Below are 20470 nucleotides of genomic sequence, written 5' to 3' on the forward strand. Positions count from 1 at the left end.
AATAAGCTGACGAGCAGTCGCTACAGGGCGGCTGATTGGCGGCCACTAACGGACCAATGATCAGCACTGGGTGACATTTGGCGCGCTCTGAGCAATAAGAGGTCGTTGATCTTGACGATTCCCGAGTGTTTGAAGCTATAAATTAGGCGTGTTAAGCACCTTCTCACAACAGGCATATTCGGATGACAAGAAAGACGCTCATTTGGTGCCCGTTTAGATAAAAAATCTGTTCGCTTTGCTTGCTCCAATCGCGTTTGTTGGGCTAGTCTCAAGACATAAAAATCTCATATTTGGAGTAACTTATGTCTGAACAACGCCTTATTCGATATGATACTGCTGACGCTCAGGCGGGTGGGCAGAAACGACCTTTTGCGAAGGCCGTGCGCGCCGGTGATTATGTGCATGTTTCGGGGCAAGTTCCGACCGTTGATGGCGAGGTCGTGAATGGTGGCATCGTGGCGCAGACTGAACAGGTCATTTCCAATATCAAAGAGGTGCTGGCGCTTGCCGATTGCGGCATGGAAGATATCGTCAAAGTGAATTGCTGGCTTGAGGATACGCGAGATTTTTCATCATTCAACGCAGTATTTGAAAAACACTTTGGTCCCAATCCACCGGCACGATCGACTGTGGAATCACGTCTCATGATCGACGCAAAGGTCGAGATTGATGTGCTGGCATGGAAGCCGTTGTGATCTGATGAAGGTCCTTATTCACGAAACCCAAGCTACGGCAGTTGATTGCGTTGCTGGCCTTTTCGCGGATCGTTTGAAGCAAGAGCCCGAAACGGTTCTGGGTCTTGCGACTGGCGGCACGATGGAAGCGGTTTATGAACGTTTGATCGCACGTTACAAGGCCGGCGACATGAGCATGGCCAAAGCGCGGTCGTTTAACCTAGACGAATATGTTGGGCTGCGCCCTGATCACCCATGTTCTTATTGGTATTACATGCGCAAAAAACTGTTCGATCATGTTGATATCAAACCAGAGAACACGTTTTTGCCATGCGGCGATGCCCCGGACCCAGAAGTTGAGGCCAACCGATACGAGGATGCCATTGCGGCGGCTGGGGATATCGGTTTGCAGCTGCTTGGATTGGGCGCGAATGGCCACATCGGTTTCAATGAGCCGACCTCGAGCCTTGCATCACATACCCGGATCAAAACCCTGACACGGACCACTCGGGAAGCAAATGCGCGCTATTTCGATAGCTTTGATGATGTGCCCCGTTTGGCGATAACGATGGGGATCGGCACCATTATGCGTGCTGAGGAAATCGTTTTGCTCGCGTTTGGTGAAGCAAAGGCGGATGTAGTCGCAAAGATGATCGAAGGTCCCGTTTCTGCGGCTTGTCCAGCGTCAATTCTACAGATGCATCGCAAGGTGACCGTCGTGATTGATGAGGCCGCCGCGAGCAAGCTCGCGTTACGTGATTATTACGAAGAAGTTCACCCAGAGGTGCGTGCACCCAGTTGATCGAGCGCAGATCGAAGCGCTGCAACGCGGTTCGCATCGGTGCTTCGGGCATCTTTTGGTTGGAAACCAAAGTCGCTGACCTTTTCGTTTTCGGGAGGAGGCAAAGGCGAGGAGCAGGATGCGTGAACCTCGGTTAGGTTCAGGTGTGATGCTAAATCGGCGATGTTTTCTGCGCTAATACCGCCCCCGGGCATGACGGTCACGCCGTGGCCCGCCATCCGCGACAGGCGATCCGCACCCGCCAGTGCATTGTTTGCGCCACCTGAAGACAGGATGCGTTTGATCCCGATTTCCCGACACAACCGCATCGCGGCATCCACATCTGGTGTCAGGTCAATTGCCCGGTGAAGCGTGATGTCGAGCCCTTCGGCTGCTTGGACCAATGTACGCAACATTTGTTCATCAAGCGATCCGTCCGGCTGTGACGCGCCAATAACAACCCCCGATAGCCCAGCATCACGTACCGCAGCGATTTCGGTGAGTTGTGCGCTGAGTTCTGTCGCGGACCAAACAAAGTTACCTGCGCGCGGACGGATCATGGCCATGACAGGTAGCGGGCAATGTGCTGCGATTTGCATCAGGCCAGCCGAGGGTGTCAGACCGCCGACTGATAATGCGGTACATAGTTCAATCCGGTCTGCCCCACCGTTGACGGCTGCCGCAATTCCTGCGGGGTCGTCAACGCAGATCTCCAGCGTGATCCGTTTCATGGTGTTTTCCATTCTAATGCCATTACTAGACCCGCCCCGACACAGCCGGCGATCCCGCTAAGCACCGCAGCTAGGCCATAACCACCAAATGTTGTTCCAATTCCAAACATCGCCGCACCCAATCCACCGCCAAGAAAGACGTTGACCGCAAGTAATGACGCGGACAAGCCTGGGCGGTCGCTGATCAGGTCTAGCAGATAACTGATTGGTAGCGAAATAATTCCGGCTGCTGCAAAACCTGCAATGCAGCTTGCCACATAGATGTGCCAAGGCGCGGTCGCCGCTGCAATTGCGCCTAGGTATGCAAGGTAAAGCGCCGAACAAATGAGTAGGGCGGTGGTGATCCGCAATGTCCGGGTCACCCGCGACCAAAACACCATGAAAATAACTTCGATCACGGCAACCAATCCGACAAGGAAGCCGACATCTGCAGTCTGACCTTGGGCTGACCCCGTGACCACAAGCGGAAGCAGCGCCGCATTCACATGAAGCACCTGACTAATGAGCGCGATACCGAGCACCCGCAAAAGCAGCCGAGGCGCAATGATACGGCGCAGATCGTGCAACGCGGCAGGCCGGGGAGTGATTTCAATGGGCCGGGTTTTTGTGTCCGGTTCCATCCAAAATGTCACCGTTAGGAAAATCCCCAAGGCAACGACGGCAGCGATTAGATAGGCAAAGACCATGCTGTCCCGCCCCGCAAGCAAGAGACCAACAGCGCCGGGCATCAAGACCCACGACAGTGAAATCATGATCCGCATCAATGCGTTCGCGATGCGTGCTTCCTCTGGGTCAAAGCGGGCCGAATGTGCGCGGACGTTGCCGAACAACATGGAATTCATCGCGTGAAACAAAGCCAGTGGCCCCAATATGGCGATGGTGAAAGTTGTGACGCTGGGAAACGCCCAGACCAATCCAAACCCCAAAATGCCAAAGCAGCTGACGAAAATTAGGGGGCGTCTATAGCTTTGAAAGCGGTCAGAAATCATCCCGACACCAATCGCCATAAAAACGTTGGCCAATGCTGCGGCAAGCGCCAGCGCTGCATAGCCGCCGTCGCTCATCCCCAATTCTTTGATCGCGATCATCGATTGGTAGGGCGACGTGGCCGCGCCGCTGAACCCATAAAGGAATACAGCCGCAGCCGACGCGCGCATCACGCGATGGCGTTTTAGAATGTCAAACCAAGGACCCATTATCAGCCTTTGAAGCGTGCCGAGACTTGCGGCTCTGGCGTAAAACTATCGCGTGTCTCAAAGGGCAGGGTGCCTTTAGGGCGGTGAATGTTCGCTAGGCGCGGGATGTCTTGATTGACCACACCATCTGTCAGGGCCATCAGATTAGGGTTTGCGATAGGGGCAAGCTCGGGCGACAGATAGCCGGATTTGACGACCAAAAGCGCGACCTGCGTTGGGCCCAACCCAAGCAATTCGAAATCCGCGATATTGTGGTAGGGGCGCCGCCGCGCTGCCAAAACAACGGTGATCCCGCCAATTTGGACGACGGCCTGTCGATCAGCGGGGCTCGGACCCTCATGACACGTCTGGACTGCCACATCCGCGGTCACGCTAACACCACTTGGATCAAGCGATGCGCCTATTTTCAACGTCAGTTCCGCACCTTGGCCCGCCACAAAGCAAGCATCGACCGCAGGCTGGTCCGTGATGCCCGCGACCAATGCGTCCTGCCAGTCGCGCGCGATTAAAGCGGCCAGAACGTCGGCCCGATCACCCACGCCGCCGCCGGTTGGGTTGTCGCCGCTGTCAGCTAGAATGACGGGACTTGTTTCAGTTTTGATTGCCAGATCAAGCATGTCGTCCAAGGTGCCTGTCGTGGGACCAAAGTGGAATTCATTGCGTGCCTCCCAAAAGCTGCGAGCAATAGCGCTGGCGGTTTTTTCTGCTGCGGGGCGGTTCGTTGCGGTGACGACGGCGCAAGCCGCCGCGCGTGGTTCATCGGCCCAAACGTAACCTATCATCAGGTCAGTGCGCCAAATGTCGGCGTTTTCATAGCCGGGAAAGGCGGCATAAAGCGATTTTGCAGGCTCGTCTTCGGTTGAGGAACGTTCACCGGGTAGGAGATGCGGGATGGGTACGCGCGCCACGCCCGGACGCCACCCGGTTTTTAAAGCGCGCATCAGCATGCCAAAGGCCGCGTTCATCGTTTCCGCGATGTCGATATGTGGGGCTGTCCGGTAGGCCGCAAAAATGTCGATCTGATCAACGATCTTTTGCGATACATTGCCGTGTAGATCATAGCTGACAGCGATTAACATATCGGGACCAACAGCGGCACGCACCGCAGCGATCCAGTCGCCTTCGGCGTCGAACATGCCATCCACATTCATTGCGCCATGCATAGCTAAATATACCGCGTCGAATGGTTTGGCGGCTTCTAGCCGTTTTTGGAATTCGGTCTTTAGCGCCTCATATGTATCGCGCGAAACGGGTCCACCGGGCACCGCGCGGGCATGAAGAAGCGGCGCGATGTCACTCTCATAATCGCCAAGAAACGCAAAATAGGGGTCTGCGGTCAGGTTGTCACCGCGTAAAACGCGGAAGTCCTCAAGCTGCATAAGAACCGGAGAGTAAGTCGAACATTCGGTGTGAATACCGCCAACGGCGATGCGCATAGGATAATCCTTGTCGAAACAAATTTAAGTAATTGGGAAGGTGAGCGGGCCGAATGCGGCCCGACCCGTTTTATAGTTCTGGGTGCAGTCGCACCTGACGCGCAAAGCGCAGCCAGTCTTTGTTGTCTTTCTGGGTCCAAGCGGCCTCGGCGACGGCGCTAAGGCGGGGAAAGACAAGATCGTTAAACCACTGGCGTGTCGTGAAATGTTCGCACCAGATGCACGCCTGAACGCCACGCATTTGGCCGCGCAGTTCGCTAGGGAAATCACCCTCGGCTTCGTAGTTGTAGGTTTGTTCCGGAGGCACTGGTCCGGCCCAGCCTGCGCCGTTTTCCAGCCAATCGGTGCCTTGTACCATGTCTAGATAGTAGGCCTGACCGGGGGTCATCACGACGTCATATCCCTTTCCGGCCAGTTCGATTCCAACTTTTGGGTTTTCCCAAGCCATGAGCAGTGTGTCTTCTGGTGGCACCCCGCCGCCATGCGCGATTTCGTTCCAGCCAACCATGGTTTTGCCGCGGGCGGTTAGCATCTGCTTGACCTTTTTCAGGAACCAGCTTTGCAGTTCGAAAGTGCCTTGCAGCCCTTCCTTTTCCATGAGTGCCTTAGCCATCGGTGAGGTCAGCCAAGCGTTATGCGCTACCTCATCACCACCGATATGGATGTATTTTGATGGAAAGATTTCGGCGATCTCGTCAAAGATCTTATCCAGCACTGCAAAGGTCTCTGGCACCGCTGGGTTCCACGCATTGTTGAAATACCCTTGGACCGGGTAATAGCTGTTCGCGGGTTCATCGGGGTCCACAAGAAAGGGAAGGGCGGCCAGAACTGCAGCCGCATGACCGGGCGTTTCTATTTCCGGCATAACCTCAATCCCGAGGCTTGTAGCATGAACGACGACAGCGCGCATTTGGTCTTGGGTGTAGTAACCGTGGCGCGCTGCTGCACCATCGCCAAGCTGCGGCAGCATGTTGGGTACATCAGCGCCACGCGTTGCCCCTGTTTGGGTTAGTTCAGGGTAGGCTTTGATTTCCGCCCGCCAGCCTTCGTCGTCGGTCAGATGCCAATGGAAGATATTCATTTTGTGCCAAGCAAGCATGTCGATGACGCGTAGGACTTCGTCATAGCTCCAGAAGTGGCGCGAAACATCTAGGTGGCAACCGCGCCAATCATAGCGCGGGGCATCGGAAATCGTGCCACTTGCCGGGAATTGGAGCTCTAGATCAGTGAATGCGCCATGCATCATTTGGGCCAGAGCGATTAACGCGTATCTGCGTCCCTCGTTGGTGCTTGCCGATATTGTGATCTGATCGCCGAATTCGATTTTATATCCCTCGTCGGATATGGCCTGATCATCGGCAAAGCCCACCGCGCGGCTTCCCGGCGTCGGGGATAATTGAAATAGCCGTTTGCAGGTCGGGAATAATCGCCTGTGAAGCGCGCCAACCGCTAGCATCTCACGTTTATGATCGACAGTTGTTCCGCTGGCAGCGTGCAAAATGACCGGGGCAGCGTTACCAGTGGCTTCGATTTCATTGGGCCATGGCAGCAGCGCGAAGGGTAGCGTCAGTCGCCCCTCGGGCAGTCTTGAGACCGGGCGGGCCGGGGATTGGTCCGCGTGCATTAGGTCACCTACCTGCACGGTCGTATGCGTTCCGGACGCGTCTGTTACCCAAGCAGTTTTGGCAGCGTCGTTGCGGTGAAATGGTGAGCGGTTGATACCCGTCACTGAAAATGTCCAACTATCACCCGGCTGAATAGGTGTGTCATCGATTGGTGCGAGTTCGTGGAAATTGGCGTCGCGGCGTAAAAACGTGGCTCCGGTTAGTTCATGTTCTGGCATGATCCGCGTGATCGAGGTCAGCGATAGCTTGAAATCCTTTAATGGCGCATCAGACAGGTTCGTGAGTGTCAGCGTCCAAGTTCCTTCGGGCGCAGGGGAAGGGTGCCACGCATTTTCAAGAAAATAGGTCATCGGGAAAGTCCTGTTGGGGTTTTTCTAATAATCTTCTGATTGGCTAAAAGTGCGGGCCAGAGCGGGAATGCCTGCAGTCAGACCGCAATCCACGGGCAGGCAAATACCGGTGATTGCTGCGGCTAACGGTGAGGCAAGAAAACCGACCGCCTCGGCCACATCAACCGGGTCGACGATGCGGCCTAGGGCGTAATGCTCGGCGGCTTCTTCAAACACTTTGGGGTTGGCGATGGCGCGGTCGGTCCATGCTTGGGTGCGCACAGTGCCGGGCGCGACCGTATTGGCGCGAATTCCGTGTTTACCGTATTCCACCGCAACCATTCGGGTGAAATGGATTAGGCCGGCTTTGGCGGCGGAATAGGCGGGGTGGCCGAAAACGCCCATCCCATTAACAGAGGCGATATTGATGACAGAGCCTTGCGATTTAATGAGCTGATCCGCGAGCGCCTGAAACACGAAATACGCACCGTCTAGATTTAGTGATCTGTCCGCTTTCCAGTCGTCGACGGTCGCGCTTTGGAGGCTGACTGCGACCGAGGCCCCGGCGTTGTTGATCAACGTCTTGAGATGCCCCATTTCCCCGACGCTCTTCGCCATCTGCGCGCAACTATATGTGTCAGTGACGTCAAGCCGAAGTGGAACGAACCCGTCACCCAATTGCGTGGCTGCGCGGGTTGCTGCGTCGCAATCAATATCCGCAAGAACGATAATGTCGTGGTCGCGTTTCAGGCGCGTCGCTATGGCGCGTCCAATGTCGCCGGCGCTTCCGGTGATGATAGCAAGGCTTGCCGCCATGGTCGTCCTCGTTCGTGTCCTAAGGGCCATGGTCGGCGCAGTCGCCGACTGGCCGCGTTGTTTAGTCGCCTAAAATTTGGCTATCGTCGCCGCCGTCACGATGTTTCAGCAGCTGTTCTTTGATCCCGCGTAATATTTGGGTGGATTTGTTACGGTCCTGATACGCGACCAGGTTTGCAATGATATCGATCACGGCCAACGACGCGTAGCGTACAGATGTGGCGCGAAAGATGTTCTTGCCCTCGGGCAGGCTGACTGGGACGACAACGTCGGCTACTTCAGCTAACGGCGACCCACCTTGCGTCAGTGCAATCGTTGGCATGCCGCGATCGCGCAATAGCTCAAAACATCTGATAAGTTCCTCGTTGCGCCCAGAAACGGAGGCCCCAAAAACGACTGTGCCGGGCTGGGCGGCAGCAGAAAGCATCAGGTTCATGCCGTGATCGTTTGACGCTGAAATCTGTGCGCCAAGTCGAAACAGGCGGTTCTGAAGTTCGTTCACGATCATCGAGGAATTTCCGCCAGACCCAAAGGCATAGATCATCTGCGCGCCCGACAGCAGCTTTACCGCCGCGTTGACCTGTTCCAGATCCAAAGTGCGGTGCATTTCAAAAAGCGCGTTCTGCGCTTTTGTCACGATGTCCTCGGCGACTTGTTCTGGTGTGCTGGTGACCGCTTCGGGTTTTAGATAACGCAGGCCGACGTAGGCGCATTTGGCCAGTTGTACTTTGAAGTCAGAAAATGATGCGCATCCGAGACGGCGACAAAAGCGCGTAACAGTTGGTGGGGATACGCCCGCACGCTCTGCTATATCGGTGATCGAGGCATTGGTGGCAAATTCCATGTCCGACAGAACGGTCTCGGCCAACTTCTTTTCTTGCGCTGATAGTCGCCCGTCTTCATCGGCGAGCGCTAAAACGAGGTTCCCTGCCGATGTGTTACCTGCGGCAAGAGAAGGGTCAGAAGGGTCGGTCATGTTTAATCTACCGCTTTGCGGTCCTTTTTTCGTCTGGTTGCCTTTACAGTGCAAGGCGATGGACCCCGGCGTCGGGATCAATTTTTGGGCAATGACGAAATTTATTTTCGCCTTTTGATGTTATTCAGGCATATTCGTCTGGATTTATCCAGATAAATTGCACCATAATAGAAATTAATTTCACAGGACGCCTGATAAATGACCAAACGCGACCCATTTCAGAACCCATTTCCGGAAACCGACGCTGATCGGCGGGAAATATGGGAGATGCTTGTCCCAAGGGACATTGATGCATTCGTCGCGGCCGATTGGTCAGAGGTGGCTGACGACTTTATTGCAGAGAACTTTACTGGCGTCAGCGGCCATTTTCAGGAAGACCCGGACAAATATGACTTGGCCTACCCGACACTGGTGGCTTATCGCGATGACTGGTTGCGTCAGGCGCAAGATTTTAGGGCGCAGTGTGACGCAGGCGTTTACGTGAACGACCCCCGCGACGCTATCTACCACGCGACCCGACTAGAGCAGATCGAGATAACTGGCGACGCTGCATTGGTGCGCAAGAAGTTCGATGGTCATAACCCGCGCACAGATGGCACCTCTGAACGCATGAATTGGCAGACACTATACTGGTGTCGCAAGCAGGACGGACGCTGGAAGATTGCTGGTTTCGTCGGCTACTTGCCGCATATCAAGGAATAAGCATGGCTGACCTCGACGCAAAGCGCATCTTTGTCGCAGCGATGGCAACGGAAACGAATACGTTTTCGCCTATCGTCATAGACCGAAGCGCATTTGAGGAATCCTTTTATGCTGCGCCGGGCACCCATCCTGACACGGCCACCTTGTGCACCGCGCCGATACCGGTTGGACGCAAGGTTTGCGCCAGATTGGGGTGGCAATTGATTGAGGGCACTGCAGCTTGGGCTGATCCCGCGGGATTGGTTTCGGGCGCAGCACATGTCGGGTTGCGCGATGAAATTTTGTCGCAGCTGCGGGATGCGATGCCCGTCGATGCTGTTGTGTTGGGCCTGCATGGCGCGATGGTCGCGCAGGGCTGCATGGATCCCGAAGGTGATTTGCTTGCCCGTGTGCGTGATATTGTTGGCCCCGATGTGCTGGTCTGTGCGGAAATGGACCCACACAGTCATTTGACAGCGAAGCGCGTGGCTGCTGCGGATTTCTTTGTCGCGTTTAAGGAATTCCCGCACACCGATTTTGTTGAAAGGGCCGAGGACCTTTGGGCAATTGTTGTGGATACGCTGCAAGGGCGTGTGCGTCCCGTCATGTCGACCTACGACTGTCGCATGATCGATGTGTTTCCGACATCGCGCGAACCAATGCGTGGCTTTGTGAACCGAATGATTGGGTTGGAAAATGATGACCCCAAGGTGCTGTCGGCGTCGGTCATTCACGGCTTTATGGCTGGTGATGTTCCGGAAATGGGCAGCAAGATCATTGTCGTGACGGATGGTGATCAGCGGCATGGTGATGATTTGGCTGAAAAGCTGGGGCAAGAGTTGTTCGCCAATCGTGGTAAGCACCTGATGCCAACCTTGACCGAGCAAGAGGCCGTTGCTGTCGCGATGAATGCAACAGTTGGTCCGGTTGTTCTGGCGGACATGTGGGACAATCCGGGCGGGGGTACTGCGGGCGATGCGACTGTGGTGTTAAAAGAACTGATCGCTCGAGGGGCAACTGGCGTTGCCGTCGGCACGATTTGGGACCCCATCGCCGCCAAGCTGTGCATGGCTGCGGGTGAGGGTGCGGTGATGCCCTTGCGCTTTGGTGGGAAATCCGCGCCGGAGACAGGTGACCCAGTTGATGCGTTGATCAAGGTGGTCCGCCTGAATGCCAGTGCTCAAATGGGGTTCGGCGAAAGCATCGTGCCGTTTGGGCCCGGTGCCCGTATTGCTTTGCTGGATACGAATGGCAAAGAGATCGGTATCGAGGTGATTTTGAACACCGTGCGCGCGCAAAGCTATGATCCATCACTGTTCACAGCCATGGGAATTGATCCAACGGCGCAAAGCATATTGGTGATCAAATCGACCAACCATTTTTATGCGGCGTTTGAACCGATTGCGTCGGAAATCCTGTATTGTTCGGCTGGCCGTCCGTACCCGAACGATCCAGCGACAAATCCGTATCGGTTTGTGCGTAAAGATATCTGGCCCCGTGTCGAGGACCCATTTGCATGACCAAGACTGACGACTTTCCATGGCCCGCACCGGGCACCCCCTTGGCCGATGTTTTGACGCCGATGCCTGTGATCGATGAAGTGCGGTTGGCCAACAACATTGCCCGTGCGCAGGAATATGTAACCGCGCAGGGCAAGGCGTTTCGTCCGCATATTAAGACCCACAAAATTCCGGCGATCGCGCATCAGCAACTGGCGTCGGGTGCGGTTGGTATCAACTGCCAAAAAGTAACCGAAGCCGAAGTGTTTGCAGATGCAGGATGCGATGATATTTTGATTACTTACAATTTGCTTGGGTCCGCCCGGTTGGCGCGATTGCAGAAGTTGAATTTGCGTGTGAACAAACTGCGCGTTGTTGCTGATAGTGCCGTTACCGTTGCGGGTTTGTCGGATGCGTTTGCCGATGCCAGTAAACCGCTTGCAGTGCTGGTCGAATGTGACACCGGGGCAGGGCGCTGCGGTGTGCAAACACCTGACGATGCCGTTGAATTAGCGCAGGCGATCAACGCGGCAAAGGGGCTGCGGTTCGATGGCTTGATGACTTATCCTCCGGTCAGTGGTGCCGCGACGGTTGAAGACTTCTTTCGCAAAACAATGGCACGTCTTGCTGACCTTGGGATCGACTGCCCTGTGCGTAGTAATGGCGGTAGCCCTGACTTGTTTGCTTCGGGCAAAGTGCCAAGCGCGACTGAACACCGCGCTGGCACCTATGTTTACAATGACAGATCAATGGTGCGGGCGGGCGAATGTGGGGCCGACGATATCGCGATGCACGTCTTGGCGACTGTAGTCTCAAGGCCAACGCCGACGCGTGCGGTGCTGGATGCTGGATCAAAGGCGCTGACCTCGGATTTGCTAGGGTTTTCTGACCATGGCGAGATTGTAGAGCTACCCGGCGCGCGGATTACGTCGCTGTCAGAGGAGCACGCTGTCGTTGATCTGACGGATTGCGCGGGGCCTTTGCCAGAGGTTGGTACGCGGGTCCGGGTGATCCCAAACCACACCTGTGTCGTGTCCAATTTGTTTGATCGCATGGTATTTCACAAAAATGGTGTCGTAACCCGCGTTGAAACCGTGGCTGCCCGTGGAACGGTTTGGTAGGGTCGCTGCATGACTCAGCAAACTGCTTTTCACGCTGCCCGCATTTTTGACGGGGAGACATGGCACGACGATGCCGCCCTTGTTGTCGAAGATGGCCGCGTTGCGGGGATTGTGCCTGCAGTGCGTGCCCCCGCGGCGCAGCGCTTGTCTGGCGTGATTGTGCCTGGGCTTGTTGATCTGCAGGCGAACGGTGGTGGCGGTGTTTTGTTTAACAACGCGCCAACGGCAGAGTCGATCGGCGCGATCTGCAATGCACATGCGCAGTTTGGTACGACTTCAGTGATGGTGACGCTGATTACTGATACCGAAGATATCACGGTACGCGGAGTTTCCGCAGCGCGGGATGCCAAGAATGTGGACGGTTTTCTTGGGCTGCACCTTGAGGGGCCGCATCTGGCAGCAAGCCGTAAGGGTACCCATGATGCGGTTTTAATCCGTTCAATGACAGCGCGGGATCAGGCGTTGCTGGTCGATGCTGCCATGCAGATCGAACACCTGATTTGCACGGTTGCTGCGGAATCCGTCAGCCCTGAGCAGGTTCGCGCCTTGGCCGATGCCGGGGCGACGGTTAGTCTTGGTCACACTGATTGCACATATGAAATTGGCCGCGCCTACGCGGACGCAGGTGCGACGATGGTTACCCACTTGTTTAATGCCATGGGGCAGATGGGGCATCGCGCGCCGGGGCTGGTTGGGGCTGCGTTGGATGATGGGCGCCTTTGGGCGGGTCTGATCGCGGATGGATATCATGTTGCTAACGCTGCGATGCGTGTGGCGCTGCGCGGCAAGGCTGGCCCGGCCGGTATTTTCCTTGTGTCTGATTCAATGTCCACGATTGGCAGTGACCAAACGGGTTTCACACTGAACGGGAGAAAGATTTACCGCGCTGATGGGCGGTTAACGCTTGCCGATGGTACGCTTGCGGGTGCTGACATCGCGTTGATCGATGCTGTGCGTTATGTGCATCGGTCGCTAGGTTTGACGTTATGTACCGCCTTGCAGCTCGCTACGGTGCAGCCTGCGCGCGCGCTTGGGATTGAGGATCGTGGTCATCTGGGGCAAGGCGCACATGCAGATTTCTTTTGTATGACCTCTGACCTTAGGGCTGATGGTACATGGATTGCAGGGCGAAAAGTAAAGGTAGCTGCATGATCTTGTGTTTTGATATCGGCGGTACTGCCATCAAGGTGGCCGAGGCTTATAGCGCTGACAAGGTGATCCCAAAGGGGCGGGTTGCGACGCCGACCGACGATTTTGACGCTTTCGTTGCGGTGCTAAAAGATGAAATCGACAATGCCAACACACAGCCAGAGGTGATCGCCTTTTCCATGGCAGGCGTTCTTGATCCCGAAACCGGCGTTGCCAATATGGCAAACATCCCTTGCCTGACAGGACGCAAATTGCAGGCCGAACTGGAGACGATTTTGGGTCTTCCGGTCGTGCTGGCCAATGATGCGGATTGCTTTGCCTTGGCCGAAGCGACGGTCGGTGCGGGGCGCGGACATGACGTGGTGTTCGGCCTGATCTTAGGTACTGGCGTGGGCGGCGGTGTTGTTGTGCGCGGTGCGCTGATTAACGGGGCAGGCGGCTTTGCTGGCGAAATCGGGCATGGTCCGATCACCCAACGGATTATCGACGATCCTGCGGTGACTTTACCCGCGTTTGAGTGCGGTTGCGGGCAGGCCGGGTGTCTTGACGCGATTTGTTCAGCGCGTGGCGTTGAACGCCTCCATCACCACCTACACGCCATACGCCAAGATAGCCCCGCAATCGTCGCAAATTGGGAGGCGGGCGATCCCGCCGCATCGCAAACGATTGCCGTTTGGATCGCGCTTTTGGCTGGGCCATTGGCCGTGATGGAAAACATGTTGGGTGCTGGCATCGTTGCTGTTGGCGGCGGTATGTCGAATTCGCCGGCGCTGATTGCGGCGCTTGATGTTGCCGTTCGCGACAGATGCCTGCGTCGATTCGAGCGCCCTTTGATCGTGCCAGCGCAGTGTCCGGTCGAGCCAGGGCTGGTTGGGGCGGCCATTTTAGGCCTGCAGCATTATAAAACGATCGCGGCCTAGCACGTAAATCAGTTTCATCGAACTGCTGCTTTTTTAGTAGTTTGTGAAAACAAATTACACAAGCTGTAGATCTTTATCGGCTTTCCATGAATATTTCTTGACGGTTAGGTGTATTTCAGACCAGTCTAAGAAAATAAATTTCTTATCTGGGGGCGCGACATGAAAGTCGCCATTATCGGTCTTGGGTTTCGTCTGGGCTATCTTGGTCACGTTTTTAACGAGATGGACCCCGATTTTGAGATCGTTGGATATTATGATCCGGCACCCGCTGGGCTGCCCACGCTAGACGAACATGGGATTAACCCCGGCACAGCCTTTGCGACCCCGCAGGACCTGATCAAAGCGGGTGGGTATGATCTGCTGATGATTGGTTCGCCCAATCACCTGCATCTTGAGCATATTCAGATGGGGTTGGAAGCTGGGAATAAGGTGTTCTCTGAAAAACCTATCGTTTCGACGATTGAACAGACCTATGCTTTGGCCGCGCTGATGGGCAAGTTTGGGCCGGAAAACCTGATGGTTGGTTTGGTGCTACGTTATGCGCCGCTGTACCAAGATCTGATCGCTGCCCGCGATGCCGGGATGTTGGGTAATATCGTGTCGGTCGAGGCAGCCGAACATATCTACCCATATCACGGTGCGTTTTTCATGCGTGATTGGCGCAGATACGAAAAATGGTCGGGCAGCTTTATGCTCGAAAAATGTTGTCATGACCTGGACCTGTATAACGGTCTGATTGGCGCGCGCCCTGAACGCGTCGCGAGCTTTGGCGGCCGCAAAACCTTTGTCCCCGAAAATGATCCCCGTAACGAAGGGATCAACGATATGGATATCTTTCATCGCAAGCCGACAGGTTGGAATGGGTCTGACAAGGTCTTTGATAGTGATGGCGATATTATCGACTATCAGGTGGCGATCATTGAATATGCCAATGGTGTTGGCATGAATTTTCACACCAATCTAAATGCCCCAGACCAGTTCCGGCGCTTTGCGGTGTTCGGGACCAAAGGGCAGGCCGAAGGTGATTTCATTCGTGCAAATTTTAAGGTCACCGATGTTCTATCTGAGGAAACGAAAATCGATAAAACCTACGTGGCGAGCACGCTGTCACAGCATTATGGCGCTGACGAAGAAATGGCGTCCAAGGTTGTGGCGCATGTCATGCATGGTGGGCCGTTGCCCGTATCGCCATTGGATGCGCTTGAGGCAGGTATTCTAGCTTTGGCAACTGACGACGCCCGGCGATCACGCCAAGTCGTCGACCTGCGCCCTATTTGGGATCGCTACGACGAAGCCCTCGCTACCAAGGAATTTGTCGCATGACTCAGAACCGTTCGGCATGGATTTTTGCATGGGCGTTGCTGGCACCTGCGATCCTATATGTCTTGGTCATCGTGGCTTGGCCATTGGTCGAGACTTTTCGATTGTCTTTCACGAACGCTTCGCTGCGGCGCACCGTCGATTATGTTGGCTGGCGCAACTACGAGAAAATCTTTGACGCCGATTTTCTGGAAATCATCATACGTACGTTCACTTGGACCTTCTTTTCAGTGCTGCTGAAGATGCTAATCGGCACGTTTGGTGCTGTCTTGCTGAATTGCGCAGTTCCGGGGCGGCATTTGTTCCGTCTGCTGACGATGCCGCCGTGGATTGTGCCAATGGCGATTGGCATTTTTATGTGGGGTTGGATGTATAACGGGCAGTTCGGCATGATTTCCGGATTGCTACAACGGTTTGGTATTGTTGACGGCCCGGTTGCTTTTCTTGCTTACGGAAATACGGCCTACTGGTCGACCATCGTGACCGATGTTTGGATTGGTGTGCCGATGGTCACTATCTATTTCCTTGCCGCAATCCAATCCATCCCCCGCGATCTGTACGAAGCTGCATGGACCGATGGCGCAAGCCGATGGATGCGTTTTCGCCGGATCACACTGCCATTGATGGCACCCGCAATTATCACGATGTCGATGTTGTCGTTGATTGCGACGTTCAACAGCTTTGACATCATTTGGATCCTGACACAGGGCGGGCCTTCGGGTTCGACGACCACAATGATCATCGACACCTATTCAACTGCGATTGGATCCAAGAAATACGGTGAGGGTGCCGCACGCGCCGTGGTGATCTGTATGTTCCTTTCGCTGTTTTGCGTCGCTTACTTTCGGATGACCCGCAAGCTGGCAATGGCAGAGAACGGGTAGGGCTTAATCATGGCTAAGATATTCAAAATAAACAAAACCAGCACCATGATTGACCGCTACAACTGGTACGAGCTGATCGGAATTTATGCTGGCATCGCGCTATTCCTGTTCTTCATGCTCGCGCCCTTTATCGAAGGGTTTCTTGTCAGCCTTAAACCTTTGTCACAGCTATTTTCATCGCCCTATTCATTCTGGCCTGAAAACGGCTCGTTCCGCGCCTATTGGACGATGTGGGAAAGCGTGCCGCAATTTGGTTGGTATATCTTCAATTCACTGCTGATTTCGACCGTCGCAACGTTGATCGTATTGGTTTTGGTCGTTCCCGCCGCATACGCCTTTGCCCGGTTTAAGTTCAAAGGAATGGCATTGGTGCTGGGTGCGTTTCTGGCGGTGTCGATGTTTTCTGGGGCGGTCCTGCTGATCCCGCTATTCCGCCTGATGCGGACGCTTGGGCTGCTGAATACGTATTTTGCGATGATTGTGCCGGGGGCTGCGTTTCTTATACCATCGGCGATCTGGCTGTTGCGGACATATATGATGCGCATCCCGATTGAGCTGAACGAAGCCGCCTATATGGATGGGGCGTCGCAGTTCTATACCTTCCGGCGGGTGATCCTTCCGATTGCTCGGCCCGGTATCATCGTCGTGGCGATCATGACGTTCATCGGTGCCTATGCGCAGCAGTTTATCTTTGCGCTGACCTTTAATTCCAAGACCGAATACATGCCGCTACCGGTCGGGCTATATGCTTATTTCGGCAAGCAAGAGGTCATCTGGAACGAACTTATGGCCGCCAGTTTTGTCGGCATCGCCCCGGCGCTTGTCATTATCTTTTTCCTACAACGGTATCTTGTCGGCGGTCTGACCGCAGGCGCGATCAAACAATAATAAGAAACTTAACAATCAACCAACGCGGAGACATAAATTGAATACTTTTACACAAAAGACCCTTTTGGGCGTAATGCTTGCCGGTACAACGGCGCTTCCAGCTTTGGCTGACGACATCAGCTGGATCTACTGTGGTGACTCTATTGACCCGGTGCACGAAAAATACATCGCCGATTGGGAAGCGGCCAACGAAGGCTGGACCGTCACCCCAGAAGTCGTCGGTTGGGCGCAGTGCCAAGACAAAGCCACCACTCTGGCCGCAGCGGGTAGCCCTGCAGCAATGGCCTATGTCGGTTCACGCACGTTGAAAGAATTCGCGCTCAGCGAATTGATTGTGCCTGTGCCAATGACCGAAGAAGAGCAGGGGCTTTATTACCCACATATCGTCGACACTGTAACGTTTGAGGGCACACAGTGGGGCGTTCCAATCGCCTTTTCGACAAAGGCATTCTACTGGAACAAAGACATCTTCGAAGCCGCTGGCCTAGACCCCAACACGCCGCCAGCGACCTGGGAAGAAGAAATCGCCTTTGCAAAACAGATCACGGAAAACACCGACTTTGCTGGTTATGGGCTATCGGCCAAAACCTTTGATAACACGATGCACCAGTTCCTGCACTGGGTTTACACTAACAACGGCCAGATCATCGACGCAGACGACAACATCGTGATGGACAGCCCAGAAGTGCTGGCCGCGCTTCAGGCATATCAAGATATCGTGCCGTACTCTGTCGAAGGGGCGACCGCATACGAACAAAACGAAATGCGGGCGATCTTCTTGGATGGTCAGGTGGGGATGCTACAGGCATCCGTTGGCGCGGCGATGCGTCTTGCAGATACTGATATCAACTGGGGGGTTGCGAACCTGCCGCTTGGCCCGTCGGCTGACGGCCCCGGTACGCTGTTGATTACGGATTCACTGGCGATCTTTGCAGGATCCGGCGTCGAAGAAAAGGCGATCGAATTCGCAAAATTCATCACCTCGCCAGACGTGCAGTTGGAATACGAAATGTCGCCAACAGCAGGCCTGACACCGCTACGTCCGTCAGCACGTGTTGATCAGCTTGTCGAAGAAAGCCCATTCTGGGGGCCTTACATCGAAGGCATTGCTTACGGCGGGCCTGAACCTTTGTTCACCGATTATAAAGGTTTCCAGAATGTCATGATCGACATGGTTCAATCCGTGGTGACTGGCGACGCGGAACCAGCTGAGGCGCTAAGTGAAGCAGCAGCTGAAATCGAAGAGTACAAATAAGTATCCCCCGTGTGGTCCAGCCGCCATTCTGCCGGTGGCTGGGCTGCGGAGGCCGTATCGGTAAAATACAAAGATGACGTCAGGAGAACCCGTTGGGTCAGCTTTCTCTTAAGAATATAATAAAGAACTTTGGTGATTTTGAGGTCGTAAAGGGCGTTTCTCTTGATGTGAATGAAGGCGAATTTGTCGTTTTCGTTGGCCCATCTGGCTGTGGTAAATCAACGCTGTTACGCATGATTGCAGGCCTAGAGCACACAACAGACGGCGACATCGTCATCGATGATAAGCGCGTGAATGATCTGGCACCCGTCAAGCGTGGCATCGCGATGGTGTTCCAGTCTTACGCGCTCTACCCACATATGTCCGTTTATGAAAACATCGCGTTCCCATTGCGGGTTGAACGCGCATCCGAGGCCGAAATTCGTAAGAAAGTTCAGGCCGCTGCCGAAATTTTGCATCTGGACAGCCACTTGCAACAAAAGCCCGGCAACCTATCGGGTGGGCAGCGCCAACGCGTCGCAATTGGCCGGGCCATCGTCCGCGAACCCGAGATTTTCTTGTTCGATGAACCCTTGTCGAACCTTGACGCCGCATTGCGTGCGGACATGCGGATCGAACTTACGCGCCTGCACAAACAACTTGGCGCGACGATGATCTATGTGACCCATGATCAGGTCGAAGCCATGACAATGGCGGACCGTATTGTGGTGTTGAACGGCGGCTATATCGCCCAAGTCGGCGTCCCGCTTGAGCTTTATCATAAACCACAGAACACTTTCGTCGCGGGCTTTATTGGCAACCCACGCATGAACTTGCTGCCAGTGAATGTTCTAGCTGTGACCGAAAACGGGCTTGAGGTCGATTTCAACGGAAAACCACTGCGTGTCGACGTGCATGTACCGGAGGATAAGCGCAGTACACTGGTCGGCATGCAAGTCACGCTAGGCATCCGCCCAGAACACGTCGCGCTTGGGGCAGGCGAGGCAAGTATGTCTGTCACACCCACAGTTGTCGAACAGCTAGGCCAACAAACAATCGGATATGCGGCGCTATCTGAACAGGAAAACAATTTCTGCTTCGTGCTGAGCGGAACCCAGATTATCGAGGCTGAACAAGCAACACAGGTAAGCTTTTCTGCCGGCGACTGCCATATATTCGACAGGGACGGCAACGCGTTTGAGCGTAAAATCGACCTATCTGAGATGACGGCGCCAAAGATTGGGTAGGTGAAACCCTTGGGTTGCTGCCGTCCCGAAGGCGCGGACCGAGTACAAAACATCGGTTAATGAACGCCATGTCGCTAAGTGAGAAGAAATTCGAAATTGTTACCGCACTAGCTTCCCAGCTTTGCGTGGACTTCGTCTAGGTCGATTTCGCCAATGGGCATTTTGTTCGCTGGGTTTTCAAAGTCGTACTTAAAGATACGGAAGTCCTTTTTGTACATCTCGTAGACAAGGTGCATCGAAAGATCATCGAAATAGTCTTCGACGGGGTGTAGGCGTTTGGGGCCGTGACCTTCGCTTTCGTTAAAGCGTGGAATCGTTTCTAGGTCGATGGAATGCGGGGTTTCGATTTCATCAAGGACGTGTTGCATGCCTTCATTGAACTTTTCAGTCCAAAAGATGCTATCGTAGCGGCCACCGTTCACAATGTAGGTCGAGATATGGCCAGACATGGCAGACCAGTGGATGTCGGGCTCCATCGGGCGGCGCCAGCGGATGGTGTCACGCGCGAAAAGCAGAAAACGACGAAAGCTCTTGATTTGATCGAATTCAAAGCCGGTTTCTGGGTCGCCGACTTCTATCCCGTATTTCTGGATCAAAAGCGGTACGAGGTTGCCGCGATAGTATTTGCCGTTACGCTGAATGCCGCAGATCTTGTCAAAGAAAGAAGACAAGATACGGGTGTAAGGGTTGCGAACGCATGTGAACGCATAGCTTTTGTGCTGCGCTACATTGTTGGCAATTGGTCCTTGGCTTTCGTCCAGCGCCCATTTGTGCATGCCTGATTTGGCGTCGTGGATATCGCCATCAAAGAATTCGCCGTGGTCGGAATAATACATGATCTGCCCGATAGTCGAGCATGCGCATTTTGGGACCACCCGATAAACGACGCTTTCGCTGGTGGTCATCCAGGTTCCGGGAAAACTTGGCAATTGTTATCTCCTTTTGCGAAACGGCGCAGTCATT

The 20470-nt window shown here is 54.6% G+C and carries 19 protein-coding genes; 12 read left to right on the forward strand and 7 right to left on the reverse strand.

Features of this window, described 5'->3' with window-relative positions; all coding sequences use genetic code 11:
- The first annotated feature begins 302 nt into the window (after window positions 1–302).
- A complete protein-coding gene (locus ACHUEV_RS16415) occupies window positions 303–695 on the forward strand; it encodes a RidA family protein (protein ID WP_394181785.1) in 393 nt (130 codons plus the stop codon).
- A 4-nt stretch (window positions 696–699) separates the two neighbouring features.
- Window positions 700–1476, forward strand: a complete 777-nt coding sequence (gene nagB / locus ACHUEV_RS16420) for a glucosamine-6-phosphate deaminase (RefSeq protein WP_394181787.1) — start codon at window positions 700–702, stop codon at window positions 1474–1476.
- Here nagB and ACHUEV_RS16425 read toward each other — a convergent pair.
- From ACHUEV_RS16425 to ACHUEV_RS16450, 6 genes are all read right to left on the reverse strand, one after another.
- Window positions 1449–2186 carry a copper homeostasis protein CutC gene (locus ACHUEV_RS16425; protein WP_394181789.1) on the reverse strand — a complete coding sequence of 246 codons (738 nt, stop codon included), beginning with the start codon at window positions 2184–2186 and terminating at the stop codon, window positions 1449–1451. The genes nagB and ACHUEV_RS16425 overlap by 28 nt on opposite strands.
- Window positions 2183–3382: an MFS transporter gene (locus ACHUEV_RS16430; RefSeq protein ID WP_394181791.1), complete on the reverse strand. Its 1200-nt coding sequence runs from the start codon at window positions 3380–3382 to the stop codon at window positions 2183–2185. The genes ACHUEV_RS16425 and ACHUEV_RS16430 overlap by 4 nt, the downstream gene beginning before the upstream one ends.
- A gap of 2 nt (window positions 3383–3384) precedes the next feature.
- Window positions 3385–4818 (reverse strand): M81 family metallopeptidase, encoded by a 1434-nt coding sequence (locus ACHUEV_RS16435; protein ID WP_394181793.1) that lies wholly within the window; start codon window positions 4816–4818, stop codon window positions 3385–3387.
- 70 nt (window positions 4819–4888) lie between these two features.
- The gene (locus tag ACHUEV_RS16440; protein ID WP_394181795.1) at window positions 4889–6793 is read right to left on the reverse strand and encodes a beta-N-acetylhexosaminidase; all 1905 of its coding nucleotides are present in this window, start codon (window positions 6791–6793) and stop codon (window positions 4889–4891) included.
- A gap of 24 nt (window positions 6794–6817) precedes the next feature.
- Window positions 6818–7588 (reverse strand): SDR family oxidoreductase, encoded by a 771-nt coding sequence (locus tag ACHUEV_RS16445; protein ID WP_394181797.1) that lies wholly within the window; start codon window positions 7586–7588, stop codon window positions 6818–6820.
- Window positions 7589–7649: 61 nt separating this feature from the next.
- Window positions 7650–8564, reverse strand: coding sequence for a MurR/RpiR family transcriptional regulator (locus tag ACHUEV_RS16450; RefSeq protein ID WP_394181799.1), 915 nt, complete (start codon window positions 8562–8564; stop codon window positions 7650–7652).
- A gap of 198 nt (window positions 8565–8762) precedes the next feature.
- Here ACHUEV_RS16450 and ACHUEV_RS16455 point away from each other — a divergent pair, with 198 nt between their 5' ends.
- From ACHUEV_RS16455 to ACHUEV_RS16500, 10 genes are all read left to right on the forward strand, one after another.
- Window positions 8763–9266: a hypothetical protein gene (locus tag ACHUEV_RS16455; protein ID WP_394181801.1), complete on the forward strand. Its 504-nt coding sequence runs from the start codon at window positions 8763–8765 to the stop codon at window positions 9264–9266.
- Between the two features lie 2 nt (window positions 9267–9268).
- On the forward strand, window positions 9269–10765 hold the full coding sequence (locus ACHUEV_RS16460; protein WP_394181803.1) for a M81 family metallopeptidase: 1497 nt from the start codon (window positions 9269–9271) through the stop codon (window positions 10763–10765).
- Complete coding sequence (locus ACHUEV_RS16465) at window positions 10762–11865, forward strand: D-TA family PLP-dependent enzyme (RefSeq protein WP_394181805.1); 1104 nt, start codon at window positions 10762–10764, stop codon at window positions 11863–11865. The genes ACHUEV_RS16460 and ACHUEV_RS16465 overlap by 4 nt, the downstream gene beginning before the upstream one ends.
- A 9-nt stretch (window positions 11866–11874) precedes the next feature.
- On the forward strand, window positions 11875–13017 hold the full coding sequence (nagA, locus tag ACHUEV_RS16470; protein WP_394181807.1) for an N-acetylglucosamine-6-phosphate deacetylase: 1143 nt from the start codon (window positions 11875–11877) through the stop codon (window positions 13015–13017).
- Entirely contained in the window at window positions 13014–13934 is a 921-nt protein-coding gene (locus tag ACHUEV_RS16475) for an ROK family protein (protein ID WP_394181809.1), read from the forward strand. Before nagA ends, ACHUEV_RS16475 begins: the two co-directional genes overlap by 4 nt.
- Before the next feature lie 159 nt (window positions 13935–14093).
- Window positions 14094–15257: a Gfo/Idh/MocA family protein gene (locus tag ACHUEV_RS16480; protein WP_394181811.1), complete on the forward strand. Its 1164-nt coding sequence runs from the start codon at window positions 14094–14096 to the stop codon at window positions 15255–15257.
- Window positions 15254–16138 (forward strand): carbohydrate ABC transporter permease, encoded by an 885-nt coding sequence (locus ACHUEV_RS16485; RefSeq protein WP_394181813.1) that lies wholly within the window; start codon window positions 15254–15256, stop codon window positions 16136–16138. The genes ACHUEV_RS16480 and ACHUEV_RS16485 overlap by 4 nt, the downstream gene beginning before the upstream one ends.
- Window positions 16139–16147: 9 nt before the next feature.
- Window positions 16148–17026 (forward strand): carbohydrate ABC transporter permease, encoded by an 879-nt coding sequence (locus tag ACHUEV_RS16490; RefSeq protein ID WP_394181815.1) that lies wholly within the window; start codon window positions 16148–16150, stop codon window positions 17024–17026.
- A 37-nt stretch (window positions 17027–17063) separates the two neighbouring features.
- Complete coding sequence (locus ACHUEV_RS16495) at window positions 17064–18281, forward strand: ABC transporter substrate-binding protein (protein WP_394181817.1); 1218 nt, start codon at window positions 17064–17066, stop codon at window positions 18279–18281.
- A 92-nt stretch (window positions 18282–18373) separates the two neighbouring features.
- Entirely contained in the window at window positions 18374–19507 is a 1134-nt protein-coding gene (locus ACHUEV_RS16500; protein ID WP_394181819.1) for an ABC transporter ATP-binding protein, read from the forward strand.
- Window positions 19508–19614: 107 nt separating this feature from the next.
- On the opposite strand, the gene ACHUEV_RS16505 is transcribed toward ACHUEV_RS16500, so the two are convergent.
- Window positions 19615–20412, reverse strand: coding sequence for a sulfotransferase family protein (locus ACHUEV_RS16505; RefSeq protein ID WP_394181821.1), 798 nt, complete (start codon window positions 20410–20412; stop codon window positions 19615–19617).
- Window positions 20413–20470: the final 58 nt, after the last annotated feature.

Source organism: Yoonia maritima (assembly GCF_043641945.1).
Lineage (GTDB): Bacteria > Pseudomonadota > Alphaproteobacteria > Rhodobacterales > Rhodobacteraceae > Yoonia > Yoonia maritima_B.

Bases quoted from the DNA above. Each gene is read 5' to 3' on its own strand.
- ACHUEV_RS16415 (WP_394181785.1), top strand. From the start codon at position 303: ATGTCTGAACAACGCCTTATTCGATATGATACTGCTGACGCTCAGGCG.
- nagB (WP_394181787.1), top strand. From the start codon at position 700: ATGAAGGTCCTTATTCACGAAACCCAAGCTACGGCAGTTGATTGCGTT.
- ACHUEV_RS16425 (WP_394181789.1), bottom strand. From the start codon at position 2,186: ATGAAACGGATCACGCTGGAGATCTGCGTTGACGACCCCGCAGGAATT.
- ACHUEV_RS16430 (WP_394181791.1), bottom strand. From the start codon at position 3,382: ATGGGTCCTTGGTTTGACATTCTAAAACGCCATCGCGTGATGCGCGCG.
- ACHUEV_RS16435 (WP_394181793.1), bottom strand. From the start codon at position 4,818: ATGCGCATCGCCGTTGGCGGTATTCACACCGAATGTTCGACTTACTCT.
- ACHUEV_RS16440 (WP_394181795.1), bottom strand. From the start codon at position 6,793: ATGACCTATTTTCTTGAAAATGCGTGGCACCCTTCCCCTGCGCCCGAA.
- ACHUEV_RS16445 (WP_394181797.1), bottom strand. From the start codon at position 7,588: ATGGCGGCAAGCCTTGCTATCATCACCGGAAGCGCCGGCGACATTGGA.
- ACHUEV_RS16450 (WP_394181799.1), bottom strand. From the start codon at position 8,564: ATGACCGACCCTTCTGACCCTTCTCTTGCCGCAGGTAACACATCGGCA.
- ACHUEV_RS16455 (WP_394181801.1), top strand. From the start codon at position 8,763: ATGACCAAACGCGACCCATTTCAGAACCCATTTCCGGAAACCGACGCT.
- ACHUEV_RS16460 (WP_394181803.1), top strand. From the start codon at position 9,269: ATGGCTGACCTCGACGCAAAGCGCATCTTTGTCGCAGCGATGGCAACG.
- ACHUEV_RS16465 (WP_394181805.1), top strand. From the start codon at position 10,762: ATGACCAAGACTGACGACTTTCCATGGCCCGCACCGGGCACCCCCTTG.
- nagA (WP_394181807.1), top strand. From the start codon at position 11,875: ATGACTCAGCAAACTGCTTTTCACGCTGCCCGCATTTTTGACGGGGAG.
- ACHUEV_RS16475 (WP_394181809.1), top strand. From the start codon at position 13,014: ATGATCTTGTGTTTTGATATCGGCGGTACTGCCATCAAGGTGGCCGAG.
- ACHUEV_RS16480 (WP_394181811.1), top strand. From the start codon at position 14,094: ATGAAAGTCGCCATTATCGGTCTTGGGTTTCGTCTGGGCTATCTTGGT.
- ACHUEV_RS16485 (WP_394181813.1), top strand. From the start codon at position 15,254: ATGACTCAGAACCGTTCGGCATGGATTTTTGCATGGGCGTTGCTGGCA.
- ACHUEV_RS16490 (WP_394181815.1), top strand. From the start codon at position 16,148: ATGGCTAAGATATTCAAAATAAACAAAACCAGCACCATGATTGACCGC.
- ACHUEV_RS16505 (WP_394181821.1), bottom strand. From the start codon at position 20,412: ATGACCACCAGCGAAAGCGTCGTTTATCGGGTGGTCCCAAAATGCGCA.